This window comes from Aeromonas sp. s4 (genome assembly GCF_040907855.1).
Taxonomy (GTDB): domain Bacteria; phylum Pseudomonadota; class Gammaproteobacteria; order Enterobacterales; family Aeromonadaceae; genus Aeromonas; species Aeromonas caviae.
The window spans coordinates 50,378-76,991 of sequence record NZ_JBFOCP010000004.1 but is presented as its reverse complement, the minus strand read 5'-3'; the positions used below and the strand labels follow the sequence as shown (position 1 = coordinate 76,991).

At 58.4% G+C, this 26,614-nt stretch carries 35 protein-coding genes; 17 read left to right on the top strand and 18 right to left on the bottom strand.

From position 1 onward, the window contains the following. Positions 1–740: 740 nt before the first annotated feature. The 3 genes from cdd to AB5Y89_RS01665 all read right to left on the bottom strand — a co-directional run bounded on the left by cdd (position 741) and on the right by AB5Y89_RS01665 (position 2,891). A complete protein-coding gene (gene cdd / locus AB5Y89_RS01675; RefSeq protein ID WP_368222768.1) occupies positions 741–1,622 on the bottom strand; it encodes a cytidine deaminase in 882 nt (293 codons plus the stop codon). Between the two features lie 226 nt (positions 1,623–1,848). Beyond that, the gene (locus AB5Y89_RS01670) at positions 1,849–2,535 is read right to left on the bottom strand and encodes an LrgB family protein (RefSeq protein WP_041212945.1); all 687 of its coding nucleotides are present in this window, start codon (positions 2,533–2,535) and stop codon (positions 1,849–1,851) included. Continuing rightward, complete coding sequence (locus AB5Y89_RS01665) at positions 2,532–2,891, bottom strand: CidA/LrgA family protein (protein ID WP_010674461.1); 360 nt, start codon at positions 2,889–2,891, stop codon at positions 2,532–2,534. The genes AB5Y89_RS01670 and AB5Y89_RS01665 overlap by 4 nt, the downstream gene beginning before the upstream one ends. A gap of 129 nt (positions 2,892–3,020) precedes the next feature. Here AB5Y89_RS01665 and AB5Y89_RS01660 point away from each other — a divergent pair, with 129 nt between their 5' ends. Further along, positions 3,021–4,736, top strand: coding sequence for a glycoside hydrolase family 36 protein (locus tag AB5Y89_RS01660; RefSeq protein ID WP_368222767.1), 1,716 nt, complete (start codon positions 3,021–3,023; stop codon positions 4,734–4,736). Between the two features lie 58 nt (positions 4,737–4,794). Here the strand turns inward: AB5Y89_RS01660 and AB5Y89_RS01655 are convergent, their stop codons facing one another. Both AB5Y89_RS01655 and sbcB read right to left on the bottom strand, forming a co-directional pair. Next, the gene (locus AB5Y89_RS01655; protein ID WP_010674463.1) at positions 4,795–5,301 is read right to left on the bottom strand and encodes a hypothetical protein; all 507 of its coding nucleotides are present in this window, start codon (positions 5,299–5,301) and stop codon (positions 4,795–4,797) included. Positions 5,302–5,449: 148 nt separating this feature from the next. Then, on the bottom strand, positions 5,450–6,877 hold the full coding sequence (gene sbcB, locus AB5Y89_RS01650; protein WP_368222766.1) for an exodeoxyribonuclease I: 1,428 nt from the start codon (positions 6,875–6,877) through the stop codon (positions 5,450–5,452). Between the two features lie 180 nt (positions 6,878–7,057). Here sbcB and AB5Y89_RS01645 point away from each other — a divergent pair, with 180 nt between their 5' ends. Further along, positions 7,058–8,251, top strand: coding sequence for a tyrosine-type recombinase/integrase (locus tag AB5Y89_RS01645; protein WP_368222765.1), 1,194 nt, complete (start codon positions 7,058–7,060; stop codon positions 8,249–8,251). Here the strand turns inward: AB5Y89_RS01645 and AB5Y89_RS01640 are convergent. The 9 genes from AB5Y89_RS01640 to AB5Y89_RS01600 all read right to left on the bottom strand — a co-directional run bounded on the left by AB5Y89_RS01640 (position 8,198) and on the right by AB5Y89_RS01600 (position 14,637). After that, complete coding sequence (locus AB5Y89_RS01640; RefSeq protein WP_162624076.1) at positions 8,198–8,392, bottom strand: AlpA family transcriptional regulator; 195 nt, start codon at positions 8,390–8,392, stop codon at positions 8,198–8,200. The two genes, AB5Y89_RS01645 and AB5Y89_RS01640, sit on opposite strands and share 54 nt — an antisense overlap. 8 nt (positions 8,393–8,400) lie before the next feature. Then, on the bottom strand, positions 8,401–8,817 hold the full coding sequence (locus AB5Y89_RS01635) for a hypothetical protein (RefSeq protein WP_102948336.1): 417 nt from the start codon (positions 8,815–8,817) through the stop codon (positions 8,401–8,403). Then, entirely contained in the window at positions 8,814–10,508 is a 1,695-nt protein-coding gene (locus tag AB5Y89_RS01630) for a phage N-6-adenine-methyltransferase (protein WP_368222764.1), read from the bottom strand. Before AB5Y89_RS01630 ends, AB5Y89_RS01635 begins: the two co-directional genes overlap by 4 nt. After that, the gene (locus tag AB5Y89_RS01625) at positions 10,505–11,035 is read right to left on the bottom strand and encodes a class I SAM-dependent methyltransferase (RefSeq protein ID WP_270816749.1); all 531 of its coding nucleotides are present in this window, start codon (positions 11,033–11,035) and stop codon (positions 10,505–10,507) included. Before AB5Y89_RS01625 ends, AB5Y89_RS01630 begins: the two co-directional genes overlap by 4 nt. Continuing rightward, a complete protein-coding gene (locus AB5Y89_RS01620) occupies positions 11,032–11,376 on the bottom strand; it encodes a DUF4406 domain-containing protein (protein ID WP_368222762.1) in 345 nt (114 codons plus the stop codon). Before AB5Y89_RS01620 ends, AB5Y89_RS01625 begins: the two co-directional genes overlap by 4 nt. 137 nt (positions 11,377–11,513) lie before the next feature. Continuing rightward, positions 11,514–12,431, bottom strand: coding sequence for a BRCT domain-containing protein (locus AB5Y89_RS01615; RefSeq protein WP_368222760.1), 918 nt, complete (start codon positions 12,429–12,431; stop codon positions 11,514–11,516). Positions 12,432–12,472: 41 nt separating this feature from the next. Beyond that, a complete protein-coding gene (locus AB5Y89_RS01610; RefSeq protein ID WP_368222759.1) occupies positions 12,473–12,940 on the bottom strand; it encodes a hypothetical protein in 468 nt (155 codons plus the stop codon). 39 nt (positions 12,941–12,979) lie between these two features. Then, on the bottom strand, positions 12,980–13,795 hold the full coding sequence (locus AB5Y89_RS01605; protein WP_270681889.1) for an AbiJ-NTD4 domain-containing protein: 816 nt from the start codon (positions 13,793–13,795) through the stop codon (positions 12,980–12,982). A 182-nt stretch (positions 13,796–13,977) separates the two neighbouring features. Further along, on the bottom strand, positions 13,978–14,637 hold the full coding sequence (locus AB5Y89_RS01600) for a LexA family transcriptional regulator (protein WP_270681891.1): 660 nt from the start codon (positions 14,635–14,637) through the stop codon (positions 13,978–13,980). 98 nt (positions 14,638–14,735) lie between these two features. On the opposite strand from AB5Y89_RS01600, the gene AB5Y89_RS01595 reads away from it, so the two are divergent. The 13 genes from AB5Y89_RS01595 (at position 14,736) to AB5Y89_RS01535 (ending at position 22,006) form a co-directional block, all read left to right on the top strand. Continuing rightward, complete coding sequence (locus tag AB5Y89_RS01595) at positions 14,736–14,930, top strand: Cro/CI family transcriptional regulator (RefSeq protein ID WP_270681894.1); 195 nt, start codon at positions 14,736–14,738, stop codon at positions 14,928–14,930. 17 nt (positions 14,931–14,947) lie between these two features. Continuing rightward, a complete protein-coding gene (locus AB5Y89_RS01590) occupies positions 14,948–15,469 on the top strand; it encodes a phage regulatory CII family protein (RefSeq protein ID WP_045525007.1) in 522 nt (173 codons plus the stop codon). Beyond that, positions 15,469–15,750 carry a hypothetical protein gene (locus AB5Y89_RS01585; RefSeq protein WP_368222757.1) on the top strand — a complete coding sequence of 94 codons (282 nt, stop codon included), beginning with the start codon at positions 15,469–15,471 and terminating at the stop codon, positions 15,748–15,750. Before AB5Y89_RS01590 ends, AB5Y89_RS01585 begins: the two co-directional genes overlap by 1 nt. Further along, the gene (locus tag AB5Y89_RS01580) at positions 15,740–16,006 is read left to right on the top strand and encodes a hypothetical protein (RefSeq protein ID WP_368222756.1); all 267 of its coding nucleotides are present in this window, start codon (positions 15,740–15,742) and stop codon (positions 16,004–16,006) included. The genes AB5Y89_RS01585 and AB5Y89_RS01580 overlap by 11 nt, the downstream gene beginning before the upstream one ends. Further along, the gene (locus tag AB5Y89_RS01575) at positions 15,999–17,069 is read left to right on the top strand and encodes a hypothetical protein (RefSeq protein ID WP_368222755.1); all 1,071 of its coding nucleotides are present in this window, start codon (positions 15,999–16,001) and stop codon (positions 17,067–17,069) included. The genes AB5Y89_RS01580 and AB5Y89_RS01575 overlap by 8 nt, the downstream gene beginning before the upstream one ends. Continuing rightward, positions 17,047–17,532: a hypothetical protein gene (locus AB5Y89_RS01570; protein ID WP_368222754.1), complete on the top strand. Its 486-nt coding sequence runs from the start codon at positions 17,047–17,049 to the stop codon at positions 17,530–17,532. The genes AB5Y89_RS01575 and AB5Y89_RS01570 overlap by 23 nt, the downstream gene beginning before the upstream one ends. Continuing rightward, positions 17,532–17,813, top strand: a complete 282-nt coding sequence (locus AB5Y89_RS01565) for a hypothetical protein (protein WP_277856913.1) — start codon at positions 17,532–17,534, stop codon at positions 17,811–17,813. Before AB5Y89_RS01570 ends, AB5Y89_RS01565 begins: the two co-directional genes overlap by 1 nt. A gap of 88 nt (positions 17,814–17,901) precedes the next feature. Next, positions 17,902–18,600, top strand: coding sequence for a phage regulatory protein/antirepressor Ant (locus AB5Y89_RS01560; RefSeq protein WP_319908172.1), 699 nt, complete (start codon positions 17,902–17,904; stop codon positions 18,598–18,600). After that, complete coding sequence (locus AB5Y89_RS01555) at positions 18,597–18,794, top strand: DUF3283 family protein (RefSeq protein WP_005324004.1); 198 nt, start codon at positions 18,597–18,599, stop codon at positions 18,792–18,794. Before AB5Y89_RS01560 ends, AB5Y89_RS01555 begins: the two co-directional genes overlap by 4 nt. Next, positions 18,791–19,783: a DUF968 domain-containing protein gene (locus tag AB5Y89_RS01550; RefSeq protein WP_368222752.1), complete on the top strand. Its 993-nt coding sequence runs from the start codon at positions 18,791–18,793 to the stop codon at positions 19,781–19,783. Before AB5Y89_RS01555 ends, AB5Y89_RS01550 begins: the two co-directional genes overlap by 4 nt. Continuing rightward, positions 19,770–20,156 (top strand): RusA family crossover junction endodeoxyribonuclease, encoded by a 387-nt coding sequence (locus AB5Y89_RS01545; RefSeq protein WP_368222750.1) that lies wholly within the window; start codon positions 19,770–19,772, stop codon positions 20,154–20,156. Before AB5Y89_RS01550 ends, AB5Y89_RS01545 begins: the two co-directional genes overlap by 14 nt. A gap of 109 nt (positions 20,157–20,265) precedes the next feature. Then, a complete protein-coding gene (locus AB5Y89_RS01540; RefSeq protein WP_368222748.1) occupies positions 20,266–20,775 on the top strand; it encodes an antitermination protein in 510 nt (169 codons plus the stop codon). An 877-nt stretch (positions 20,776–21,652) separates the two neighbouring features. Beyond that, positions 21,653–22,006 (top strand): hypothetical protein, encoded by a 354-nt coding sequence (locus tag AB5Y89_RS01535; protein WP_290435223.1) that lies wholly within the window; start codon positions 21,653–21,655, stop codon positions 22,004–22,006. On the opposite strand, the gene umuC is transcribed toward AB5Y89_RS01535, so the two are convergent. Further along, the gene (gene umuC, locus AB5Y89_RS01530) at positions 21,978–23,252 is read right to left on the bottom strand and encodes a translesion error-prone DNA polymerase V subunit UmuC (RefSeq protein ID WP_368222746.1); all 1,275 of its coding nucleotides are present in this window, start codon (positions 23,250–23,252) and stop codon (positions 21,978–21,980) included. The two genes, AB5Y89_RS01535 and umuC, sit on opposite strands and share 29 nt — an antisense overlap. Positions 23,253–23,254: 2 nt before the next feature. Next, positions 23,255–23,671 (bottom strand): translesion error-prone DNA polymerase V autoproteolytic subunit, encoded by a 417-nt coding sequence (gene umuD, locus AB5Y89_RS01525; protein ID WP_324062515.1) that lies wholly within the window; start codon positions 23,669–23,671, stop codon positions 23,255–23,257. A 162-nt stretch (positions 23,672–23,833) separates the two neighbouring features. Between umuD and AB5Y89_RS01520 the strand changes: the two genes are divergently transcribed. Continuing rightward, positions 23,834–24,466 (top strand): SOS response-associated peptidase, encoded by a 633-nt coding sequence (locus tag AB5Y89_RS01520; RefSeq protein ID WP_368222743.1) that lies wholly within the window; start codon positions 23,834–23,836, stop codon positions 24,464–24,466. 479 nt (positions 24,467–24,945) lie between these two features. Next, a complete protein-coding gene (locus AB5Y89_RS01515; RefSeq protein WP_368222741.1) occupies positions 24,946–25,197 on the top strand; it encodes a hypothetical protein in 252 nt (83 codons plus the stop codon). Positions 25,198–25,273: 76 nt separating this feature from the next. Here AB5Y89_RS01515 and AB5Y89_RS01510 read toward each other — a convergent pair whose 3' ends face one another. Together AB5Y89_RS01510 and AB5Y89_RS01505 are read right to left on the bottom strand one after the other, a co-directional pair. Then, on the bottom strand, positions 25,274–25,780 hold the full coding sequence (locus tag AB5Y89_RS01510; protein ID WP_368222739.1) for a GNAT family N-acetyltransferase: 507 nt from the start codon (positions 25,778–25,780) through the stop codon (positions 25,274–25,276). Then, the gene (locus AB5Y89_RS01505) at positions 25,731–26,090 is read right to left on the bottom strand and encodes a DUF1778 domain-containing protein (RefSeq protein WP_368222738.1); all 360 of its coding nucleotides are present in this window, start codon (positions 26,088–26,090) and stop codon (positions 25,731–25,733) included. The genes AB5Y89_RS01510 and AB5Y89_RS01505 overlap by 50 nt, the downstream gene beginning before the upstream one ends. Between the last annotated feature and the right edge of the window lie 524 nt (positions 26,091–26,614).

Here is a 26,614-nt window from a genome sequence, read left to right as displayed (position 1 = left end):
CCCCCGACTGTATTTCAGGGGGGAAGCAGCCGACAGGGGGCTGGGGCATTGACCCCTTACCCGAGGTTTCCCGCCGCCATACCGCCCCGCGTCGAGGGAACGGCAGGGAAAGGTATTTGCAAAATCCATGGAGAGGGGTGATCCCAGTGGCTGGGCGAATGCATCTTGGGGTCACACACGGGGGCTGCCAGGGGCGGGGCATTGACCCCTTCCCCGACGTTTCCCGCTGCCGCCATACCGCCCCTCATCGAGGGAACAGGCAGGGAAAGGTATTTGCAAAATCCATGGAGAGGCGGGATCCCAGTGGCTTGGCGAATGCATCTTGGGGTCACACACGGGGGCCGCAAGAGGCGGGGACGGGGTATTTATCCCTTCCCCGACCTTCCCCGACCTTTCCCGCCGCCGCCATACCGCCCCGCGTCGGGGGAATCGGCAGGGAAAGGTATTTGCAAAATCCATGGAGAGGCGGGATCCCAGTGGCTTGGCAAATGCATCTTGGGGTCACACACGGGGGCCGCAAGGGGCGAGGGCGGGGTATTGGCCCCTTAACCTGGGCTTCCCGCCACCGCAGAGGAGGTCTGCCAATAAGGTCATCGGAGGGAGACCGCCCTCACATGGGGCAGGGGGGCATCTGATGCACGGCGCCAGAGGCGCAGAGAGAGGGGGGGAGGGGCAGGATGAGAGCCGCAGAGAGCAAGAAGGGGAGCCGCAGCTCCCCTTCCCGTTGACGGATGTCGGGGTCAGACGGCTTTGTACTCAAGCTCGACTGAACCCAGGGCCTTCAGGGTGGACTGGGCCGAATCCCGCTGGCTGATTTGGCCATCCTTGCTCTCCAGCAGCACGGCGCGGCGCACGGTGGCGAGATCCTCGCCACCCAGCACAGCGTGGGCGCAGGCCATCTGCATAGGGGGCAGGCTCGGGTTGAAGGCGGCGTTCTCGGCATAGCGGCCGCAGAAGATGCGCCCGTTCTCGAACTGCAGCGCCACCGCGGCATAGCCCTGGCTGTAGGGGGCATAGCTCTGGCGGGCGGCGGCGAGCGCAGCCTGCCACAGGGGATCGTCGCTCTCGAGTACCAGCTCGTCGTGGGCCTGGGGGCTCATCAGGGCATCGGTGATCTCGAGATCGGCGGGGCCGAAGGAGTGGGGCAGGAAGGATTGCAGCTCGCTGAGATCGTCCGGCAGGGAGACCTTCAGGGTCTTGGCGGTGCTCAGCTCGTTCATGAACTGGCGGCAGTGGCCGCAGGGGGTGTAGTTCACGGTGATCTCGGAGATCCCGGTCTCGCCACCCAGCCAGGCGTTGGAGATGGCGGACTGCTCGGCGTGGACCGAGTGGAACAGCCCCTGGCCCGCGAACTCCATGTTGGCGCCAAAGTACCAGGTGCCGCTCAGGCCGCAGGCGATGGCGCCGACGAAGAACCTGGAGATGGGGGCCACCGAGCAGGCGGCCGCCAGCGGCAGTAAGGCCAGACGCAGGGCCCTGTCATCCAGCCCGGTGGCGGCCTTCAGGGTCGCGACCTGGTCCGGGGTGAAACGGGCCTGGAAATCGTCCCCCAGCATGGGCAGCAGGGCGGCCTGGAGCGGGGCGGAAAGGGTCTCGAATGGCTTGGCAAAGCGGGGATGCATACTGTGTCCTCAAAGGCCAATTGGGGGGCCATTGTAGGGAGCAAGCGCGGCGAATTGTGTGAGCGCGCTCACGCCTTGATGGGCAAAGGGGCGGGGATGGTAAAGGAAACGTTTGTCTTTCGCAATCTGTGCGCCAGCTCCCGGCATCAGGGAGGTGAGGGTATCGGATGGAAACGGTGAAAGGGCACAGAGGCCATGGCCGCAGGGGCGGCCATGGCAACGGGGATCAGGTCAGCCAGTGGTAGAGGGCGAACAGCAGGGGGGCGATGGCCGCGGTCAGCACACCGCACACCACCATGGCCAGCGACGAGAAGGCGCCCTGGGTCACCCCCTGCTCGGCGGAGGCGGCGGTGCCGATGGCGTGGGCGCAGGCTCCCATGGCGAGTCCCTGGGCCTCGGGGTCGGTGACCCGCATCAGCTTGAGCAGGGGATAGCCCGCCAGGGCCCCCAGGATCCCCACCACCACCACCACGGCGGCGGCGATGGCGGGAATGCCGCCGAGGGACTGGCTGACGCTCATGGCGAGCGGCGTGGTGATGGACTTGGTGGCGATGGAGGCGAGCAGCGCCGGATCCGCCCCCATCAGGTGGCCGACCCCCAGGGTGGTGCAGACCGAGATGAGCACTGCGGTGAGGGTGCAGGCCAGGATGGGTGTGAGCTTGTCGCGGATCTGGCGCGCCTGCTGGTACAGCGGCAGGGCCAGGGCCACCACGGCGGGTTCCAGCAGGGCGGTCAGGGGCGAGGCCCCCTGCTGGTACTGATCCAGAGGCAGATCGAGCCAGAGCAGCAGGCCGATGATGACGGCGGTGGGGATCAGCACCGGATTGATGACGGGCCAGGGCAGGCGGCGGTAGAGGGCCCGGGTCATGAAATAGAGGGCCAGGGTGAGGGGCAGGGCGAACCAGAGGATCATGGCTTGTTCATCCTTTGATAGAGGTGGCCAACCGCGCCCAGGATGAGCACGATGCCGAGCACGACGCAGAGCATGATGAGACCGAAGGATTGGCGCAGGGGCTCGAGCCAGGCCACCAGGCCCACCGCCACCGGCACGAACAGCACCCCCATGTGGCGCAGCAGCAGGCCGCCCCCCAGCTCGACCCAGGAGAAGCGGACGATCTGCAAGGAGAGCAGCACGAACAGCAGCAGCATGCCGATGATGCTGCCGGGGAAGGCGAAGGGCAGGATGGCCGCCACGGCTTTGCCTGCCAGCAGACAGGCGATGATGACCAGAAAATCACGAAGGTAGCGCAGGGTGCGTTGCAGCAGCACGGGGGCCTCATCTTGGCAAGTGTGAGCAAGGTCGCAGTTTAACAGGCACGGGGGGGAGGGAACAGGGTCAACTGGCCCGCAGGGGATACAATGGCCCGGCTTCAACCCCATTCACAAGAAGGAGTTCCCATGTCGACCCCCTCTCTCCTGGCCCGGTTGCGCCAACTGCCCGCCGACCCTGCCCTCCCTGACACCCTGCTGCAAACCCGCCAGTGGGAGGGGCCGCTTTGCCGGGTGAGGCTCGACAACACCGGGAAGCAGTCCGAGGCCGTCCACCACTGGCGGCTGTTTGAGGGTGATCTCGGACTTGCGCCCGACGCGGCCATCTACGGGGAGGGGTTCCAGATGCTGGCCCAGACCGGGGGACGCTGGAACGCCCCCGAGCACCTGGGCCGCTGCCCCGATGCGTCTGTCTATCGCATCACCGCCGACGATGGCTACCACACGGTGCACAACCTGCTGTTGGTGGCGCAGGAGGGGGGCTGGCTGCTGCTGGCCTTTGCGAGCTGCCAGCGCTTTGGCGGGGAGTTTCGCCTCCATCCCGACGGGCGCCTCGAGATAGTGATGAACACCGAAGGGCGCACCCTGGCGCCGGGTGCACACTGGCAGAGCGAGGCGCTGATCTGCCTGAAGGGGCCGGACAGGGAGGCCCTGCTCGCGACGCTGGCGCAGCATATCGCCGCCGAGCACGGCTCCCTGGTGGGGGAGGTGCCCACGCGCCCGAGCGGCTGGTGCTCCTGGTATCACTACTACGCGAACGTGAGCGCGGCGGACATTCGCGAGAACCTGGCGGTGCGGGCCGAGCGTTTCCCGGCCCTGCGCTACGTGCAGATAGACGATGGCTATCAGGCCAGGATGGGGGACTGGCTCACCCCTTCCGCCAAGTTCGAGGAGGGGGTGGCGGCCCTGGCAGGGGAGATCCGCGCCGCCGGTTGCGAGCCTGCGCTCTGGGTCGCCCCCTTTATCGCCGAGCCCGGCTCCCGGGTGTTCCAGCAGCACCCTGACTGGTTCGTGAAAGGGGAGGATGGCCTGCCGCTCCCCTCGGAGCGGGTCACCTACGGGGGCTGGCGCTGCACCCCCTGGTACGTGCTGGATGGCACCCACCCCGAGGTGCAGACGCACCTGGAGCAGGTATTTCGCACCCTGCGTACCCAGTGGGGCATTCACTACTTCAAGCTCGATGCCAACTTCTGGGGGGCCATCCACGGTGGTCGCTTCCACGACCCCGCCGCCACCCGGGTGGAGGCCTATCGGCGCGGTATGGCCGCCATCCTGCGCGGCGCCGGGGAGGGGGCCTTCCTGCTCGGCTGCAATGCGCCGCTGTGGCCGAGCCTCGGCCTGGTACATGGCATGCGGGTGAGCGATGACGTGGAGCGCCAGGGCCCCCGTTTTCGCCAGATAGCGCGAGAAGCCTTCTGCCGCGCCTGGCAGCACGAGCGGCTCTGGGTGCTGGACCCCGACTGCGTCTGCCTGCGGGATATTCCGGGCCAGCACGGGAGCCGCGCCGAGTACGACTTCCACCTGGCCGCCCTGGTGGCGAGCGGTGGCATGGTACTGGCGGGGGACAGATTGCAGGATCTGGACGAGGCGCAAGGGGCGCGCCTTGGCAAGCTGCTCGCCCTGTGCGCCGCGCGCACCCCGGCGGCCCGCTTCGAGGGGATGGCATTCGAGCGCGGGCGGGTGGCGCTGCCCGGGGGCGGCGAGCTGCTCTGCCTGTTCAACTGGGGGGAGCACCCCTGCGAGTTCCCGTTGGCGCCGGGGGGCACGAGCTTCTGGGACGAGACGCCCCTGGGGAGCACCCTGGTGCTGCAAGGGGGGCAGGGGGCGGTGATCCGCTACCCCTGATGGCGTTGCACTGCCAAAAGGCTCCCTCGGGAGCCTTTTTTACGTGGCGAAATGGTCTCTAGAAGTGCCACTCCATCCCGATGGCGTAATTGGCGGAGCCATAGCCCGGGATCTCGTTGCTGGAGGCGAGCGCCTTGACGGTGAGGCGGGTTGTCAGGGGGATGCCGAGCCCCATGCCGATGGCGATCTCGTCGCTCTGATCCCCCATCATGTCCACCCGCAGGGTGCGATAGAGGGAGAGATCCTGGCTCATCTGGGCATAGATCTGGGACGACTTGTTGTAGAGCTGGCCGAACACCTCCATCTGGAAGCCGTTTTGCGGCGTGATGGCCAGGGGAATGCCGGCGAAGCGGTAGAGATCCGAGTGGTTGAAATAGCTGTTGGTGATTTGCGGGGTGAAGTCGGTCTGCTGGTAGAGGGTGCTGAAGTTGTGCTCGATGAGCCGGTAGGTCTGCTCCGGCAGGCGCAAGAGGTAGTCCGGCACCTCGAACCGGGCGCCAGCGAGGGCGGCCTGGGGCAGCAGGGCACAGGCGACGAGTGTCAAAGCAGGCAGAGCTGAACGCATAAAACGAGAGTTCCCCAACAGTCGAAAGCACGGCATCCATGCCGTCAGCGCATCTAAATATTCACACTATCAGGAGCTTGGGCTCCCTGCCCATTATGTCGCGAGCCGGGGAAACGCATCGGTTTTTAACTGTGAAACGGCTCACATCTCACAGATTTTCAAGGTAGTGATAGAGACTCTTTAGAATCGCAAAGTTCCGTTCGTTCCCCTGGTTCTGTTCCGCCAGGGCTTCCAGGCGCGGCACATAATCCGGCAGGCGGCGGCTGAAGTAGTCGCTGCAGTGCAGGCGCCAGCGCTTCTGCTCCGCTTCGCTCAAGGTGTGGGGCCAGTTGCGGGCGCGGTAACGGAATAGCATCTCGGGCAGACGGGGATCCGTGAAGGCAAACTCCCGCTCCCCCAACAGATCCGCCGGAGTGGCGCGCACCAGATCCATGGTGGACTTGTCGCCGTGGCCGAAGAAGCCGGCGTAGAGCTGGGTGTCGGGGTCGCCGTCGGTGCTGCCGGCAAACTCCTGGTTGAACACCTCCACCAGTTTTTCCCGCACCTCGGGGTGGGCCCGCAGCAGATCCAGGCTCTTGCGGCACTGAGCCCGATTGATGCCCAGTTCGTCCGCCCGCTCCGGGGTCAGGGTGGCGGCCGGGGCCAGCACCGGGCACTTGTTGATGTGCACCAGTTTGACCGGAATGCCGGCCAGATCCCCCAGCTCCTCTTTTTTGGTGTAGAGGCGCTCGCGGATCTCCTCGCAGGAGAGCTCTATGAGCGGAGTCGGGTCACGGGTCAGATCCACCATGATCACCGCGTTCTGGTTGGTGGGGTGCCAGGCGAGCGGCGACACCCAGCTTGCGCACCCCTGCCAGGGGGAGAACATGCCGGAGACGTGCACCAGGGGTTTCATGGTCACCACGTCGATGAGGGCCTTCACCTTGTTCTTGTTGCGAAGATCAAAGAGGTACTCGAAGAGCTTGGGCTGGGCTTTTTTCACCAGCCTGGCCATCTCGATGGTGGCCAGCACATCCGAGAGCGCATCGTGGGCGTTGGCGTGGGCCACGCCGTTGGCCACCGTCAGCTTCTCCAGCCTGAAGCTCGGCTTGCCCTCTTCATCGACGGCCCACTCTATCCCCTGCGGGCGCAGGGCGTAGCAGGCCCGCAGCATGTCGAGGATGTCCCAGCGGGAGTTGCCGTTCTGCCAGGCGTAGGCATAGGGGTCATAGAAGTTGCGATAGAGGGTATAGCGGGTCACCTCGTCATCGAAGCGGATGCTGTTGTAGCCGAGCACGCAGGTGCCCGGGGTGGCGAACTCTGCGTGGATCTGGCGGATGAAGTCCGCCTCGCACAGCCCGTCCTTCATCGCCTTTTGCGGCGTGATGCCGGTGATGAGGCAGGCTTCCGGCTCCGGCAGGTAATCTGCCAGCGGCTTGCAGTAAATCACCAGCGGCTCGCCGATGACGTTGAAATCCGCGTCGGTGCGAATGCCCGCAAACTGCGACGGCCTGTCTTTGGCCGGACTGATGCCGAAGGTCTCGTAGTCGTGGAAGTAGTAAGTGGGCTGGGTGGTTTGCTTCGATGATGTGCTCATGTGTTCTTTTATGTTCGCGCTTCTGATTGATTTTTCAGGATTTAGTGCCGTTATGGTGAGATGCAAATTCCGAAGACACTTTCATCGTTCACCCAAACCTGACGTTGTTCAATGGCCTGCTGGTACATTATCTGGTACAAAATACCCCATGCGAGTGGTACAAAATTTTATGGGGTAGCAATGGCGTTATTAGATAGCTGGCTTCGAGGGGTGAATGGTAAACCATATGCTGGCCCGAGCGAAGTGAGCGACGGTGATGGGCTGAGTGTCCGGGTCTCACCGAAGGGGGTGGTTGCGTTCCAGGTTCGGCATGTGGTCGACGGGAAGCGGGTTCGGACCTCTCTTGGTCGGTACCCGGCTCTGACCTTGCGAGAGGCCCGGATAAAGGCCGATGAGCTCAAAAGCGGTGTTGCGCCGATCAGTGCCTCGGGCGACGGGCCTACGCCTGCAGCGTTGTTTGATGAGTGGTTCGAGAAGTACGTGATGCGGGAGTGCCGAGAAGGCACCCAGAAATACTATCGCTATACCTTCTCGTCGGTGAAGAACCGCTTGCCTGACCGGCCAATCAACCAGATCACCATGGACATGTGGTTGAGCTATTTCGATGCCATCAGTGAACGTGCACCCGGGGTAACCCGGGCTGTGATCACGGCATTGAAGGCGTGCTTCAACTGGCATGCTCGCCGCGGCACGATCAACATGCCCAACATGATGAGTCTGCGGGCCAGGGATGTTGGCGCCCCCGCCAAGACCGGTCACCGGGTGTTGACTGTGCCAGAGGTTGCGAAGATCTGGCGGGCCATCGAGGCCAGCCGGGCCGGAACCGGCAACAAGGTGATTCATCTACTCTGCCTGGTCTATGGGTGCCGGCTGTCAGAGGCCAGAACGCTAAAACGCCAGGACCTGGATTTCGAGTCTATGGTCTGGACCGTGCCGGCGGAGATCAGCAAGACCGGCAGGCCTATCCGCCGCCCCATCACATCGGTGGGCAAGCAACTGTTCGAACGAGCCGCGATGGCGTCGGTGGACCAGGTCTATCTGTTCCCTGGGCAAGGGGAGGGGAATGGGCCGTTGGAGATCCACTCGTGCAATCGGCTGGTGAGCCGCTTACGCAGCAGCCTGGGGATCCCCCATTGGCGGATTCATGATGCTCGTCGAACGCTGTCGACCCGGTTATCGGAAATGGGGGTGTCGCCCCATATCACCGAAGTGATGCTGGGGCACACCCTGCTTGGCGTGATGGCTGTTTACAACAAACATGACTGGCTTGAGGATCAAGCGGCTGCCTATGAGCGCTGGTGGACGGTGATCCAGCGGGAGCTAGGCGTTGCCACTGATCCGGTTGTGGCTGTCAATCCAGGCCATGATGTGTGACTTTATCCAGCGCAGTGGCTGGTGGTCGATGGGTTTGGGAAAGGTGGTATCCCTCATGCGCAGGTGATACAGCGCTGTGCGCCCTTTTCCCAACATAATCATCAGCTCACTCTGGTCAATCTTTTCAATCTGTTCTTGCATGCTTCCTCCTATCCATTCTGTTCATTTGTAGCGACGGTCCAGCGATAGCCACCATGGGTTGCCTGAGAGTTGTTCAGGCAACGGGTGATGCTGACCCGCACAAACCCGCCTGTTCGTTCCGCCTCGACAATGCTGTCGAACCTCACAATCTGCTGCTCCTCGTTGATGCCGATCACCGGCGTCTTGTGCCATTGCGGATCCCGCACCTGGTCCACGAAGAGGCGGCGAGTGTGCCGCCCTCTGCCGTTCTCCCCGACCATGCAAAAGTGTTCAACTCGGGTGGTGAAGCGGGCCTCCCTGTGTATCTGGCCCATCACGATGCTGGCCTTGCTGACCGTGAGGGAGAAGGCCGCAGCCACCTCTGCGCTGATGGCGCCATCGGTTCGGGCATGAACCCACTCGGCAACCTCCTGAATGATGCTCATGCTGCCACCTCATTCACTCGAGTAATGGCATTGATCATCACGCTCTTTTGCGTGACGGGGCTGAGGGTCGGCTCGTTATGCAGGGCGTTCATAAAGGCGATGACGGCCTCCTGGCGGTGCAGGTCGAGCATGGTGAAGGCCTCGGTGAAGTTGTATCCCTCAACCTGCTTCAGAGTGGAGACAGCCTTGCGCAGCAGCACCTTGGTTTCCTCGTCCAGGGTGGTGTATTCGTCCATGAGCTGCTCATCGCTGACTGAGATGGCGATCGCTACCTCCCGGGCGGTGTAGTGCTCCTTGGCGCCGTAGAGCACGGTCAGCACGGCGACAAAGCACGGCCACTCGGCGCCGCCCAAATTGAGCTCGTTGTTCTGGTAGTCAAAGGCCCAGTCCTCGAGCGGCTTTGTGCTGGGTTCCTCGGTTGGGTGGTGGGCATCCAGCAGCTCGAGCTGCCGCTCTGCATGGTTTGGCTCTGGGATGGTGGCTTCGGTACTCTGCGCCAACAGCTCGGCGGCCTTGGCGGTGGCTAGTTCCAGCAGATCGCCTGGCGCCGTCAGGTTGTCGATGATCCAGGCGGCCAGCTCGGCGGTCCTGGCCGGGGTCAGGATGTCCGCATCGTCGATCTGGTAGATAACCCCCTTCACTGCGGGGTGGCGTTGCCAGTGGGGCAGGGTGGGGGAACGACTCTCTTCTGCGACAAAGCCCTGATGGATAGGCTTGCCGGCCAGCAGGTTGGCGACGGCCAGATCGAGCCGATAGAAGATCTCGGAGAGTGGATAAGGCTCGTCCAGCCAGCCTTGCACATAACCCCTGACCGTATCCTGTTGCTCTTCGCCGAGATCAACGCATTCAATTTGCTTGGCCATGATGCTGCTGGCATCGGCATAGCCCAGTTCGGCCGCCGCCGCGGCGCTGGCCTCGTTATCGTCGGCTGCTGGTGGTTCCCCCGCGGCCGGTTCTGTTATGGCGGGTTGCTCCTGGGTGACCACGGGGGCCAGCTTGAGGCCGGCGTTACGGATAACGTGATCGGCGGCCAGGGTGAGCTCTACCGCTTGGCGGTGGATCATGTCGAGGATGATGGTGCCGGTGGTGATGAGGTCGTCACGGCGCAGGCGTGCCTCGGGGCGGCGCTCGCCCTGCCAGCCGGCGTCGAAGATCACCACGGCTGAGGCAAAGCCGCTGGAGCTGGGCTTGTCCTTCTTCGGGTCGCGGGGCACGTACCAGCTCGGTACCTCAAAGCCGATGCGCCCGCTGATGAACTGGATGAAGTCGGCATCTTCCGGCCACCAGGTTTCGCTGGTGGCGGCCTTGATGAGCAACATGATCTTGGCGCCCAGCGCCCGTTGCTCGCGGCAGTAGTTGAGGATGGCCTCCATCCCGGTGATGGGGTTCCCCTCGCTATCCGTGCAGGGGCGCGAGTAGGGCGGGTTGGCGTAGGCAGCACCCCCCAGGCGGCGCAGGTCGGCGGCCAGCTCCTGGGTGAGGGCGTTGTCTTCGGCGTCGTAGTAGTGCGGCACCAGGTGGTTGCAGTCGTCGGCGAACATGTCGAGCACCACCGGCCCCAGGGTGGGGGCGAACTGGTGGAACAGGCCCCAGGCCAGCGCCTTGGGGGTCTGCCATTGGTCGCCAATCTGCTTGAGCTCGTGGTCAGGCTGGGCCTGCAGTTCGGCCAGCGCTTGGGCGTAGTGGTTCATGCTACCTCCCGCTCTGTGGGTTTCATGAACACGAGCCAGTGTGTGAGCCCATGGCGGCCACTTGGGTGACCGAACAAGGGCTTGACGTCAGTGAGCGCCAATACCTCCCCAACTTTTACCTGAGTCTCATTCCACTTAAAGACAAGCACTCCGTCAGGAGCCAGGACGCGGAAGCACTCAGAGAAGCCACGGCGCAGGTCATCACGCCAGTCAGGACCGAGCTTGCCGTATTTGGCTGCAAGCCAGCTATTCGGTCCTGCTCGTTCCAGATGTGGTGGGTCGAATGCAATCAGTTTGAATGCGCCATCTGGGTAAGGCAGCGCCCGAAAGTCCATTTGCACATCAGGTTCTATGCGAAGCGTTCGCGTACCGTTCTGGTTGCCGTGGGAACGGTCCGTGACGGAAATCACCTCGCGGCGCAGATCGCCAAAAACCACGTCAGGGTGCTGACGATCAAACCACATCATTCGGCTGCCACAACATGGGTCCAAAACACGTTTCTCGAGATGCAAGGTGGTGTGGCTCATGCTGCGGTCTCCGGGCTGGTGGGGTACCAGGCAAAGCCGTCTTCGGCCTGGCGGATGACTTTGCCGCACTTCATGGCGAGGTGGAACTCGGCGGTGGCGTCCTGGCTATCGCGCCAGCCCGGGAGCATGACCAGCTCGTCGGCGAGCATGACCATGGGCAGGCTGCAGGCTATGTACTCGGCTTGAGTCAGGCCCTCGGGGAAGATGGCAGGGTTGAGCGGGATATGGCCGCGCTCACGCTGGTGGTTGGCCTCGGCATGGAAGGCGGGGCGGTTGCAGTCAGGCAGGCCCGACATGGGGCCTGCGATGTAGATGCGCTTTTGGTGGTGTTGGTTCGACATAATTCATCCCGTTTACTGGTGTGTACGGAATTGATTGTAAGTATGCTTATCTGTGTGTGGCAAGTTAAAATATAAGAATGCTTTCATTTTGGTGTGTAAAAATGCCCACTCTTTTGGTGGGCTGGATTACAGACGAATTAACTTTCAATGGCGCTGTCGATGGCCTCGACATACTCCAGCCAAGCTTCTTCGGTCACGATCTTGATATGGTGGCCTTTTTCTTGCTGTTTCATCGCTTTTTCGATTTTGCGGCCATAGGATGAGTAGCGCCAATCGCGGGAGCAAAGTTCACCAATGATCAAGTAATCGACTTCTTTTGTGACGGTATTATGTGGGATGGCTCCAAGGTTCATTGCTTTCTCTTGGCACTGATTGCGAGTCCCGGAAAGAAATGCCCCGGTAAAACACACTCCTTGTCCAGCCAATGAGTCAATGGTCAGCTCGGAAACTGCGAGGCGGGTTGCCATGCCATCGACGGCACCTTGTTCAAAGGGATTGCCAACAAACAGCAGTACTTGTTGATGTAGTTCTTCACGTTCCTCTTCGGTGATCACACCATCTTCAAGGATCCGCTCGACGGTCTGATAAAGATGCTTGCCGGGGTAGTGAGCACGCAACATGCTATTTTGGGTCATCCACCACCTCATGTAGCGGATTTCAGCGTCAGAGAGATGTTGATCGCCAGCCATCCCTTTGCAGAGCCCTTCCAGCAGTAGCTTGTCTGACTCTTGCGAGTAGAAATCCACCCCTGGGAGATGTCGCAGTGATTCCATAAATTGAGGGATGACACCCATCAAATGAAGTTTCTCATCTTCCGTGATCACTCCATCGGCCAGCACATCAGATACCGTTTTACTTAACTCTCTCAGCACCCAGTCACGGCTACCCGCACATTCTTTTAGCCAAGTATCGAGATAGAGAACCTCTTGCTCCTCAATGATGCCATCCGCCACGATCCCATCCAGTATACCAGTGAGATTGTTTAGTAATTTGTCACGATTTCGACTAGCGTTGTAATTTGCAAACGGCTGTCCATTTCTATCCAATGTTGTCATAATACCTCCATATTTAGCTTTAGCTTTAGCTTTAGCTTTGGCTAAGGCGTCTTTCTAAATTCCTCATCAATAAGGTCGAACTTATCTACAGTAGTCTGAATGTAAATGCCCCATACAATAAAACTGTAAAACCAGAATGGGTTGATTGCTGATATTTGGGGGAAGTGCTCCAAACCAAATATTCCTAAAATTGCAAATGCAATAAATAACATTGATATAACGTGCAATATAGGTTTGTTAGTGAATATATGTATCGCCTTTAGCATTTCATATATTATTAGAGTAGCCGTGGATATAAATAGTGACTTCAAGATAAATATGAGAATCAATCTATTCAATTGAGCAAAAGCAGATATATCGCTGGGTATTGATAGGATCACAAAACTGTCAAGGGAAATCACTGCGCCAGATTGAAGCATATATGCTACACAAACCATTGGTAAACTTAGTAGTTTACTTATCCCTTTGATGCTAGATATATCTGCTATTTTTGGCATTAACTCCAACATCTGTTTCCTCTTTATCAGTTATGACGATATTTGATGGTGTCAAACCTTTTCCTTCATGTAATTTATAAAGGCTGAACATGCAACCAATATAAACTTTGCATCAGATGCAGATAGCTCTGGTTCCTCAAGCATTGCGTGACGAATGCCCCCTTCATCACTGGTATAGCCGTACAGCGCAGTTAGAGAATTTTTTAGAGCGGGATGAATTTTACCGTCTTTCTCCAGAGTCGAGAGTGCTTGACCTAGGGTTGCTTTGGGATTGCCGGTCAGCTCTTTTGCCAAACTTTCAACTGCTGAAATGGACTCTTTAATAGAGTTTCGATAGTCTGGATTTTGTTTTCTGCTGAGGTGTTCGATAGAGCTACTTAGGTGAGCCTCCACACCAGCAAATGGTCCTGCAGTCATGGCTTGTTCTATAGATTTTATTTCTTGTTGATCTGTCACAGGGACAATGGAGCCTGAAATAAAACGGTAGCCTGCAAGCTCACGCTCTAAGATATTATTCAATCTTTCATTCATTGGATTTGATTTTTCTATCCCAAGAGTAAACTCGAGGAAGTCATAGACGTCATACCATTCGCACCCGAAGTAGTATTGACGAATATGGAAAAGGATATCGGAAGGATGATCTGGACGAGTATCTATTGGTTTTTTGAATAAATTAAACCAGAGCGATTTGCTAAATACATCTATGTCACCTATCCCATGGTGATATCTATGATAAACAAATCCATCTCTACTAAAAATGTAAAGATCGAGAACGTTCCATATTGAGTTGCGAAGCTCATCCGTCATTCCTTCAGTCTGAATGACAGAGTTAACAGGTCGTTTTCCTATTCGTTGGCTAAATCTCATCTTCTGAACCTCAGAATGAAAATATGATTTCCGTTTGATGTATCTTGTCGTTCAAGGAGCTGGTGATGAAAGAAGAAAGGGATAGATTGGGAATAAATCCAGGCAGAGTATTCTCTGCAGTATAAAGTTACGTATTGGTTGCTACTATCAAAGTGCTGTAATAAACCTTCCATGGTCTATTCCTAACGACGCCGTCTACGGCGACGGTGTTCCACCATGGTACCGATGATCTGAATATGCTGACGGTCTGAGCGCATGGTGGGATAGTCATCATTGAGAGGGGCTAGCTCGAAGATCTCCTTGCCATCTTCGCCGTAACCACGCGGGCGGTACTTCTTGAATGTAGCCTCTTCCTCGCCGTTCTTGGCCACCACGAAATCGCCTGGGTGGAGCGGCTCGTCCGGGTCGATCAGCACCAAATCCCCCTCGGTGAATTCCGGCTCCATGGAATTACCCCGGATCACGATAGCGAAGGCACGCTGCCCCAAGTCAAGATCGGTGGTGATATAGACCATATTGCCGTCACACTCGCGGATCTCGCTGGTTTCAGTCCAGACCCCGGCTTGCACATAGGAAATCACAGGTATCCGGTGTATATCCGGCTGAGCCAGCTCCAAATTTGGAGTAGAAACCTGCTCTCTATCGCCCCCGTACAGGATGTAGTCGGGAGTGACCCCAAACAGCTTGGCGGCATTGAGTAGGTTCTCGCCGCTCAGGTTTGTTTTGTCGCTTTCCCATTGGACCACGCTTGGTGCTTTTATACCGAGCATAGATGCCAGCTTGACTTGGGTTAGGCCAAGGCTCTTACGAAGCCTCCTGATCCGATCTCCTACCGATTCCACATGTATCCCCTGAAAAACAAATATAAGCCATCTTATACCTCCTTGATAGAAGCATTCTTTCTATGTACTATAAGAATGCTTTTATTTTTGGGGGTCATATGACTAAGAACGACGCGTTAAGTAAGTTCGGTAAGAAACGAGCTGAACAGATCCAGAAGATGGCCGAGATGCTCAACATAAAGCGAGAGGCGATCTATCAGTGGGGAAGTGAGATCCCCGCACTGCGGGCCTACCAGATTGAGAAAATGGAGCGTGATGGTCTGTTACCTGTCGGTGCTCAGCGCCCTAACTAATCAGCTTGAGAACCATCATGACAAAACCCACCAGAACAACCACGAGAGTGAAGCGGGAACACTCCCACCTTTCTGACCCTATTGACGCCGCTTATCAGTTGAGCCGCCGGTACAACATCACCGATCTGGCCCGCCTGATGGGCTCCAAGCGTCCGACCACCCTGAACAACAAGTTCAACCCTGCTTGCGAAGACCACCACCTGACCCTGTCCGAGGCGATGGCGGTGACCGAGCTGACCGGTGACAACGCCATTCTGCAGGCCTGGGCGCTGGCCCGCGGCCATACGCTGGTGGCCCTGCCGGATAGCACGGTGACCGAAGAGGAACTGGCTGACCAGGTGATGCTGGTGGGCGAGGTGGTGGCGGCAGTGTTTGGCGAGCTGCGTGAAGCGCGGCAAGACGGGGTGATCGACCCGGTGGAGCGGCAGTCCATCACGGCGGCAGTGCACCGGGCCATCAAGGAGCTGTTGAGCCTGGAAGAGTCGGTAGCCAGTCAGGTGCGCCCGTTCCCGGGGCCACATGCACAAGGAGAGAAGTGATGAAGGAAGCACAAAAAGAGTGGGTCGGCGCTGCGCTAACAGCCCGACCCGAGGTTGGTTTTCGCGGAGAAAACAACGTGGACAAGCGTACCCAACAATCGCCGAGGGCGCAAGGCAGTCGCCGCTCGTGCATCCCGCCCATGTTGCCGAAGCTGGTGGTGGGCACCCGGGGGGCCTTTCTGGTCTACAGCGGGTTGCGCATTCCGGCCACGGCCGAGCAGGTGCAACGCCATCTGGCCTGTTTGCAGCAACACCTGCAGGAGGTGGCCCATGCATCCTGAGCTGTTTATCGAGCGCAACGTGACACAGATCCTGACGGCGGGGGGATACACCCCGGATGTGGTGCACACCGCAACCCAGGCGGCCCTGCGGCATTTTCGAACCACGCCGTGCTTTGCCAAGGGGCAGGCGTTTGCCAAGTGTCTGGCGGAGGGAAAGAAGATGGCCAAGTTGCTGCAGCGCAAGCTGCGCCAGCAGGAGAGGGACGCCAAGAAGGCGGCCAAGCCGACGCGATTGAAGAAGGTGAGCCATGGGTAAGGTAGTCAGACTGGCGGCCCCGGTGGCCGCCCCAGTTTCACGAGGATGCAACGTGGCCGACAACCGCCGCAGCGGGTTTGTGCTGCTTTACAAGAGCCTAAAGGAGGCGCCGTTCTACCGTGACCCGGTGCGCAAGGCGCTGTGGCTGCACCTGCTGCTGGAGGCCGCGCATGAGCGCTGTGAGGTGACCTTCAACGGTAATCGTCTGCAACTGCAGCGTGGGCAGATTGTGGGCTCGGCCCGATCCCTGGGGGAGGCCTGCGGCATCTCTGAAGACAGTGCTCGCCGATCCCTAGAGGCCTTCGAGCAGGAGGGGATGATCAGCCGCACCAGCAAGCAGGGTACCCGGGGTTACACCCTGGTCACCTTGCTCAACTACGACCCTTACCAGCGCGGAGTTTCAGAACACATTGGCGCGGAGTTGGGCGCGGAGTTGCAACCCGCATCAGGGCAGGGGATTGAGGGGGTATCGCAATCTGATGGCGCGGAGTTAGGCGCGGAGTATCACGCCGAAGATCTAAACAAGATAAACAACAAAACAAACAAAGATCTTAAAGACTCTTCGTCGCAACTCGCTGACGCGACTTTCGACCAGGTTGGGGAAGATCCTGCCGCTCTGGAGGTTGCCGATCCCGAACCCAAGTCCAAGACCCGGGTCATTCCCGAGGCGGCTATCCAGACCCCGAACGGCAAGGCGTGGGGGACCAGCGATGACCTGATGACCGCGAAGTGGATGTTTCGTCGAGTGCAGCTGATCACCCCGACCGCTCTTGAGCCGAACTGGGCGCAGTGGTCCAACGTGATCCGGCTGATGCGTGAGCTGGACCAGCGTAGCCATCGCGATATTTGCGAGCTGTATGACTGGGTGAGCCGGGATGCGTTCTGGTGCACCAACATCCTGGCCCCGCAGAAGCTGCGCCAGCAGTGGGATCGGTTGCAGGCCAAGCGCGGCAATCCGTCTGCCGGCCACCAGCGCCCTCTGTCCAATCTGGCGCAAGCCCAACAGCAGGCCCAGGCCCTGCGAGCCGCGGGGGTCGATTATGACGACAACACTCCCCTCTAACGTGACCAGTCTGCCCGTGAATCAGGCCAGTCTGCAGGTGAGCACCGGCATGTCGATGTTCCTGGCCGATGAGCTGTTGCCGTTGATGGCCGGGTGCTGGCCCGCCAGTGCCAGCCAGTTGGATGCCAATGCCCGCGGCGTGGCCATGGCCTGGGGTGTTCAACTGCGCGGGTTCACCGCCCAGCAGATCCGCGAGGCGGTGTTGGAGCTGGCCGATGACGCTGGCCGCCAGTTCGCCCCGCGCCCGGCCGAGGTCAAGGCCACCATCCTGCAGCGCAATCCGGTACCGAAGTCTGCCCCTGTTGGCCGCCAGGTCTCTTTGCGAGCTTGCGAGATGCAGGCGGAGGCCCGTGTCTATGTGCGTGATCGCGAGGTGACCGATGAGGCGGTTCAGGCCGAGCTGCAGCAGGTGCTGGCCGAGTATCGCCGCGAGGGTGTGACGATAACCGGGAGGATAGCGTGATGGCGGTGACGTTCAGTGATGCCTGTGAGCGGGACATTCGCCGCGCCCGGTATGTGCGGGTGGCGGTGTACCCGGAGGTGAAGGACTGGTTGCCGGTGCAAATACGCCTTGAGGTGTCGGATTGCCCGCGGCAATTGGGGTTCACCTCGAAGGCCCACCGGGCCGGGCACTACCTGGTACAGGGTGCCGAACTGGCTGAGGTGATGAAGGCGGTTAACGCCCTGCGCGGCCAGCAACAGCGGCCCGCCACGCTGGAGATGATCCCATGCGCGATCTCGTGATGCCGGCGTTGATGCTGTTGTTGCTCGTCGGTCTGGCGTTGTACCTGGCCGCCAATGTTTCGATGGGGGTAGAGAGATGGAGTTGATGATGAGGGGCGTGACCCCTTTGACGATGACCAGCGTGGAAATCGCCGAGCTGACCGGCAAGGAGCACAAGAACGTGCTGGCCGATGTTCGCCGGATGCTGGTGGAGATTCAATCGGCTGAAAAGCCAGCCGAGTACCAGGACAGTCTGGGCCGGGCCCAACCGTGCTTGCTGCTGGACAAGGACGAGAGCCTTTGTCTGGTGGCAGGTTACAGCGCCCAGTTGCGGATCCGGATTATTCGCCGCTGGCAGGAGCTGGAGCAGCAGGGCAACCAGAATGCTCTGGTGATCCCCCAGTCGCTGCCGGAGGCACTGCGCCTTGCTGCCGAGTTGGCCGAGCAGAAGATGGCGCTGGAACAGAAGGTGGCGATGGATGCCCCGGCGGTGGAGTTTGCCAAGCAGATCGCCAGTGTGGAGAAGGGGATCACCTTGTCGGCGTTTGCCAAGACGGTGGGCCTTGGCCCCAATACCCTGTTTTCCCTGCTGAGGGAACGCAAGATCTTGATGAGTTGCCGCGGGGAGCGCTGGAACCTGCCGATGCAGGAGTATGTGGACCGCGGGCTGTTCGCGACCCGGGAGAGCTCGTTTGACAGCAACGGCGAGCGGCGTATCAGCTTCACCCCCCTGATCACCGGCAAGGGCCAGCAGTGGCTGGTGGAGCGACTGATCCGTGACGGCATCCTGCGCGGGGTGGCGGCATGAGTCACAACCTGGCCCTGTTGCCATCGGCTGAACGGCAGCGCATCGAGTTGATCAAGCAGGCGCACCTGCTGGTGTGGCGCCGGCGCCGCAACGAGATCGGGCGTGAGGTCGTGGTGGCCGCCATCGATGAGGTGGATGAAGAGCACCGTGAGTGGTTTCGCCAACAGTTGAATGCGATCAGGGGGCAAGCGTGAGCGCAGGTAACGCCGTGTTTGTCGAAGCGCTGGGGCTGGCCCTGGTACCGCTGGGCGACAGCCTGCCGGCGGTGAGGCGTCAACTGGCTGGCAAGCCGGTTCGCCTGGTGCGCGATCAGGGGGCTGACCTGCTGGTCCAGTTCCCTGAGCTGGTGTCGGCCCTGGCCTGCGCCGCAGTGGTCAATGTCGCCGGTGGGGAGCTGCTGACCGCCAATGCCACGGCTTGCGTGATAGCCGATGGCTGCATCGGGGAAACCGTCACCGCAGAAGTGGAGGGGGTGCATCTGCCTTTGTGCTGGCATCACGACAACGAGCACCGCAATGGGCAGTTACCGATCCGCCTCGCTGATGTGGCCGGGTGGCTGGCGCAGCTTGTACTGCAGCGGGTTGCTGGCTGGTGTGGGGTGGCCGCTGCTGACTTGACTGCCCGGGATCTGTGCTGGTGGGCGACCGTCTACAAGGTGCTGCCTTCATTGCCGGATCCGCTGCTGCGCTCTGCCTGTCGCCTGGCACCCATCGAACCGGATCGGAAGTGGTCGCCCCGCGGTAACCGGGAGACCGATGCCCGCTATCGTGAGCATCGCCTTGAGGTGGCAGAGCGCGATCCGCTGGCCGATCTGCGGGCTCGCATCAATGCCAAACCGGCTATTCGTCAGATCGACCCAGAACCCGCAGCCCTCCACCTTGGCAGGCCCAAGCGCCAGCGCTGGGAGTGTGCAGCCTACCTGGCCTTTGTCCGGCAGTTGCCCTGTGTGGTGACGGGCCAGCGCGAGGGCATCGAGGCGCACCATGTCATAGGTCACGGTATGAGCGTGATGGGCAGCAAGGCGCACGATCTGATGGTGTTTCCGCTCGCCCACCAGCCACACATGGAGTTGCACCGGATCGGGTGGAAGGCATGGGAGGCCACTCACGGTTCGCAGTTGGAGCACGTTATCAACACACTGGAGCTGGCTTGCTCCTTGGGAGTGTTCAATGCCAAAAGCTGATTCATGGACAGTGACCCTGCCATGGCCCCCTTCAACCAACCGGATCTGGCGCAATGTGGCCGTGAGCGGCAAGCCCAGAACGTTGCTGAGCCAGGAGGGGAGGGTCTATCGCAAAGCCGCGGCCGATGCCTGCCTGTTGGCCAAGTTGGCCGGCAAACAGATCTCCGATCGGTTGGCCCTGCGGTTAGTGGTGCAGGCCCCTGACCGGCGAGCCCGGGATCTGGATAACACAGTGAAGGCGGTGCAAGACGCCCTGACCCACGCCGGGGTGTGGCTGGACGATAGCCAGATCGACCGGTTGCTGGTGGAGCGCGGGCCGGTAGTGAAAGGGGGAATGGTGTCGGTAACGGTGGAGGTGATGAGTGCGCTTTGAATATGCAATTACTGTAGGGGATCCGCGTTCTGTGATGCTGCAGGCCTATCAGGCCCAGTCTACGGGGCGTTCTCATCTGACAAAGAGTGATGTGATGACGGCATTGGGAATGGTTCAGAAGCATAATGGTGCCGGCATGGCGTTGGTGATGGCGCGTTACTGCAAAGACCTGGGGGATGCCAAGAAGGCCCTGCTGGCTGTGCAGGCTGAGTGCACCAAGATTGCCCCCCGCTATGTGGGGAGCAACAAGGAACGTGACCACGGCATGGCCTTGCGCCGGGTGGCCGAGTTGGCCCTGGAACATTACTGCCGCACGGTGGACACCCCGGGGGCGGCCTGTCACCCGCAGTTCTGCAGGGGGAGGGGAGTGATCCGCGATCTGGAGCTGAGCCGCCTGCATGGTAAGGCCGTCGACAAGGTGTGCCCACGCTGCGGCGGTACCGGGCTACGCCCCATCCCGGGTACCCAGATCAGACGTGCCATTGAGCCGCTGGCTGGTGGACTGACCCGTGGCCAATGGGAGCGGGGCTGGTATCCGCTCTATCTGGCGGTACTGGCGTGGTGCCACCAGCAGGAGAGCGAGGTGGAGGCGTTCTACAAGCGTGTGACGGCGGCGTGAAGCTTACAACGATAAACCAATGGCTATAATTGCGTCCGGTTTTGTCTGAAAAAGTTAATGAAATCGGTGCAAAAGTTGCTTTCTTCACCCATGGTTTTTTTGCAGTCGATTTGGGGAAGTATGTCAGACTAAGATGTGAATAAGGTTTTAGTGCAAAAATCGAGTTGCAGAATGTCAACTACACAGTTAGTATTTACAACGTAAAAGAGTTGCGCTGAATGGCGTAACAAAGAAGGGGCCAATAGGCCCCAGCAAAGTTAGATAAAAAACATTGTTGCTTGGTTGATGCACTCTAAGCTTGCCGGCTCGTACATCAACTGTTGCAAATGGTGGAACAATTTAAGCGTTATATCACTTAAGATTGTTAAAATGAGCCACTGTAAGATACTAAGTATGATTGCAGTGGTTTCGTTCTTTTTACTACGACGTTTTTTGCCTTTTTGGAGCATAGTTCTGCCCTCCTGGTTTTGGCTTGGTTGGTGTAACTCTACTTGACTGTGCTTTCATCTCTTTTTCCTCTTAAAAACATCGCTTTATCAGCGATTCTTATTTTGGCTCATTTGGGGCCAGCCTTTATAATATTCCTATCATTTCCAGTTTTCAATCGACATATTTCGTATCAGGTGCGACTGTTCGTTTTTTGAGCAGCACCACTCAGTGCTTCCTACTGCTCTCTAATATGTTTGAGCCCCTCTCGTTAATTGATGGTTTAATCAATACTCGGATTGGTATGGTTGCGATCTGCGATCTGCGATCTGCGATCTGCGATCTGCGATCTGCGTTCTGGGTTCGTACATTCCAAAGGAAGATAGAGCCGCCAGCGAGAAGTGATTACCTTGCTGAGTGTTGATTATGAGTTGCTGCTAGGGCTAAACCTATGGATAGCGTATTGAAAGCCCCTGCCATGAGGATGGCCGGGTGGGGACTTCTTCATGGCGATTTCTTCGACCTGTATGACGTCGTCGAGGTGCTTGAGATACCGAGTAGTCAGGCTGGCGATCTCATGATCTACTTGCGCTCGATGAAATGCGTCGAGCTGGTGGCTGAAGTCCGGAGAGGGCTGAAAGAGGAAAGGAAAGTCCACAAGCGGATTTTCATCAAGGTTCTCTGCATTCACCCCGAAGCTTTGCCAAATCCCAAGAAGATACCGCCGGTGCCAAAGTCGGTGTCTCTTCAGCAGCAGTTGACTCAACTGGTCAAATTCATGCCTTCACCGCGGGGAGCTCGCTGATGCAAGTGGTGTAGCGAGGGCTAAGCTGCTCTCGTTTCATCACCCACCCGCTGGCGTCCCGACCTCTGGCGGCAAAATAGACCTTTCCCAATTTTCCCTGATTTATCTGGTCAATCACCTTCATCAGTGCCTCGCTGCGGGGATCCTGCTGCCGGTCAGCGAATAGGTCTCCCTGGTGCATGCTGGCTGGGCTGAAGTCAGCCAGCATGACGCCCCCCTTCATATAGCGGACATCATCCCGCCAGATCCGACGTAGCAGTGGTTCAACCAGGGCCAGCAGGTCCCGGGTGTCTGAGGTAGCTGTCTGCAGCTTGGCCGATATCTGGTTGCTGTAATAGGTCTCCCGCTCCGAGAAGGGGCTGCTCCTTATAAAGAGGGTGATGTGGCGGCACCGTTGCCCCTCTGCACGCAGCTTCTCGGCGGCCCGCTCCATGTAGCCGGCCAGCGCCTCCCGCATTGGACCAAACGCGGTGATGCGTTCACCAAAGCTCCGGCTGCAGATGACCTGTTGTTTGGCCTGGGCCAATTGCTCCAGCTCGGCACAGGGGATCCCCCGCAGCTCCTGCACGGTGCGCTCGACGACGACCCCATACTGTCGACGCAGGCTCTTGGGGTCTGCACTCACCAGATCAGCCACTGTGTTGATGCCCTGTTTGTTGAGCTTGGCGGTCAGCTTGCGCCCTATCCCCCAGACTTCCTCAACCGGGGTGATGGTCATCAGCTTGGCGCGGCGTCCCTCATCACGCAGATCCACTACGCCGCCGGTAGCCGGCCACTTCTTTGCGGCATAGTTCGCGAGCTTGGCCAGGGTCTTGGTCGGCGCAATGCCCACTCCGACAGTGAGGCCGGTCCACTGCCGCACCCGCTCGCGGATCTGGCGGCCATAGGCCAGCAGGTCGCCAGCCCACGATTCCCCGAGCTCGACGAACGCTTCATCAATGCTGTAGACCTCGACGGTTGGGGCCATGCTCTCCAGGGTGGTCATTACCCGGTTCGACATGTCGCCATAGAGGGCGTAGTTGGAGCTGAACCAGATGCCGCCCTGCTCTTCATAGAGCTCGCGGATCTGGAAGTAGGGCACCCCCATCTTGACCCCCAACCGCTTGGCCTCTGCCGATCTTGCCACGACACAGCCATCGTTGTTGGAGAGCACGACGATCGGCACCCCCTTGAGGTCGGGGCGAAACAGCCGCTCGCAAGAGGCGTAGAAGTTGTTCACGTCGACCAGGGCAATGGCGGTTGGCATGATTACCCTCGCCGGGTTTTGTGCAGGACGAAGGTGACGACGCCGAAGATATCCAGCTCTTGCCCTTCTTGCAGAATGATGGGGGAGAAGTTCGGGTTGGCCGGGAGTAGTGCCGGCGGGTCGGACTGCAAAATCTTGACAGTGAACTCACCGTCCAGACAGGCCAGCACGATGTCGCCGTGGCGAGCCGTGATGGCGCGGTCGATGATCAGCATATCGCCGTCATTTATGCCTTCCCCGATCATGCTGTGTCCGCTGGCCCGCACATAGAAGGTGGCCGCCGGGTGGGGGACGCAGTGTTGGTTGAGGTCGATAGACTGTTCCACATAGTCCTGAGCCGGGGAGGGGAACCCGCAGGCGGCAGGGGTGAGGAACAGAGGGAGCTCTATGATAGGTGCATCGATAGCGTGGGGGATCATGGCAATCATCACTGTATGAACATACAGTTATTTTATCCGAGGGATCCGGAAAGATCACTGGTCGGCAATCGGGTCTTGGCAGTGCGGGCTGTGCCGCGGCGAATTATGCTTGGCAGAAAATGGCTCGGTGAGTCTGGGCTTCATCCGACGGAGGGGCTGTGCATGTGCATCAACTACATCCCGACCACCAAGGCGGTGCTGGTGGAATACTTCGGGGTTGATGACCCCGGTTACGACTGGAAGGAGGAGGTGTGGCAGGACTACCAGGCCCCGATCTTGATCCTGCGAGATGGCCGGCGGCAGGCTCTGATCGCCAGTTATGGGATGGTGCCGAAGAGAAAGGTGCAGCCTGGCCACAAGCACTACACCACGATGAACGCCAGGGCCGAGACGGTGGGTGAAAAGCCGACCTACCGCCACGCTTGGCAGCAGGGGCATCTCTGCTTGGTGCCTATGACCGGTTTCTTCGAACCCTGTTACGAGAGCGGCAAGGCCGAGCGCTGGCGGATCAGCATGGCTGATGGCATGCCCTTTGCGGTGGCCGGCATCTGGCGGGCATGGGAAGAAGAACAGGGCTACTCCTTTAGCTTCTCCCAGCTCACGATCAACGCCGACTCGCACCCGTTGCTGCGACGGGTGCACAAACCTGAGGATGAAAAGCGGTGTCTAGTGATAGTGCCGCAGCAGGATTACGACAACTGGCTTGGATGTCGGGATCCTGAGCTGGCACGAACCTATCTGGTACAGCAGGCCACTGAGCGACTGCTAGGGACGCCAATACCACGCCAACAATGATCGAGGTTATGGTCAGGTCGAGCTGATATTGGAACATTACTTCCGCATGCTAGATACCCCAAGGACAGACTGTCGCCAGAAACTCAGTCGGGGAAGGGGGGTATCCGCGGCAAGGAATTGAGGCGTCTGCATGGCAAGCTATAAACAAAGCCTGTCCGTGGTCCTACACCCGATCCCGGGTGCCCGGTCTCTCAAACCCATGAGCAGCTTGCTGGTGGACTGAGCGGCAGGCGGTGGATCGGGGTTGGTATCCGATCTATCTGGCCGTGTGGGCCAGTTGAGGTTAATGGGCTTTTTAAGCGGGTTACTGCGGTGTGAGAATTTTGTCAATTTTGTGGTGATTTTTGTGGAAGCATAGCTTTTGATGATTGTAGATGATGCCAACGTCTCCTATGTGCTGGGGGTGTTGAATACGTTAAAATAGGGCTACTGCCAGATGACCTGGTGGTCGTAGTTCACACAACAATAAAGGACGGGATATGTCTGATCTGAAGGGTGAGGTTGTTCTTGACGTCGATGGTCAGGAACACATCATTAAAGGTTCTGAGTTCGGTTGGGAAGATGGCGGTGAAGGTGGATCTTCCCGTATCTACATTGCGTTTATCACTATGGAAGATGGTGCTAATCTTCAATTGAAGGTCTATGTGGACGGTAACGACATTAGCGATGCCAGCATTCAGATGTACGATGGCGGCCAAGAAATTGAAGTCATAGAGACCGATTTGAAGTAGTCACATTTGGACGAACTTATCCACTGGGCTAAACCCAGTTATGAAAAAAAGGGGGGCTATGGGCCCCCCTTTTTATCTACTTTACCCTTTTTGGAAAAGGCAGGTACATCGGCGTCGTCCCTGTACTGCCATCTTCCGCTTCGCACTTAACAAAGCCAAGTTTCTCATAAAACCCAATGGCCCCAGGGAGTGAATCCACGAACACTCCAACTGACCCGACTTGCTCTGCAGATGCCATTGCTATGTCGACAAGGCGACCTATGAAAAATGAGCCAATTCCTTGTCCTGAATAGTCTTTATCAACTGCGAAGCGTCCTATTAGAGAGAAAGACACCTCTGGATAGGGTAGTTTTTTACCGAATTTCCCTAATTTCGACTTATCAATCTTAGTTGACGACATGGTGGCAAATGCAATGGTCTCGCCCATGTCATTAACAATCTCGTGTCCAGCCAGTACTCTGTTTTGCCACTGCCTAACAAAGTTGTTGTGGTAGAAGTTGTCCAGAGACTGCTCGCCACTGGAAAAATCATCATCAATCTTGCCTGAAAACGGTGTTACTTTTACTTCTAGTTCTTCGTTCAATCTTCAATACTCCACTACGGGAGCTTTCGATAGCCGCAGTCATTCTTTCGTTGAATTCTGGCGGGTTCGTCAGAAGCTCGATCATCTTGGCGTAGGACTGGGTAGTTAGCCTCAGTGTCCGTTCACTTTCGATAACCTCTTCGGCAACTTTGCGCCCAGCCATCTTGAGAAAAGCTGACACACTGACACCGTTGATGCTTGCTGCCTGCTCGAACAGCTCTTTGATTTCATCAGTTACCCGAAACTCGAATCGCTCCTGTTTCGGCTTTTTAATTGCCGAACTCGCTACTGCGTTAGCGGCATTTTTCATAACGTATTACCTCTTGTATCGTCTTCCTCACCTCGGTGAGGGATGCGATTGCATTTATGTTTTGTCTCTTCGTATAGCACTCCTTAACTAGGGTCTATTTGAGCCCCGTCGTTGTATTGTCTTCATGGAATTTCTCCTAATGGTCATCACTATCTCGCGTTAGATATGCGTTCCTCATGATCTTATGTCATCTCGAAAACGCCTTATTTTGTCCGTAAATTTACCGGACAAATACATACTATCATCAGCCTTAAAAATCGTCAACCAAATTATTGACATGCGAGTGAAGGTATGTTTTTGCCCTTCTGCGTTGGTTGTTTTTTCTTTATATTCAATAGCTTAATTATTTTGTTGTTTCTTGAGCTACTTGGAGAGAGATACGTTGGAGCTAGATTTGTTAGGGGGAGAATATCTTGAAGCAGGTAAACCTACTCAATAGCATATCGGGGATTTGACAGAATCCTGCACAATTGTGTAAATTGGCTCTACATGATGGAAGACTGTACCCGAAAGGGCGCAGTCTT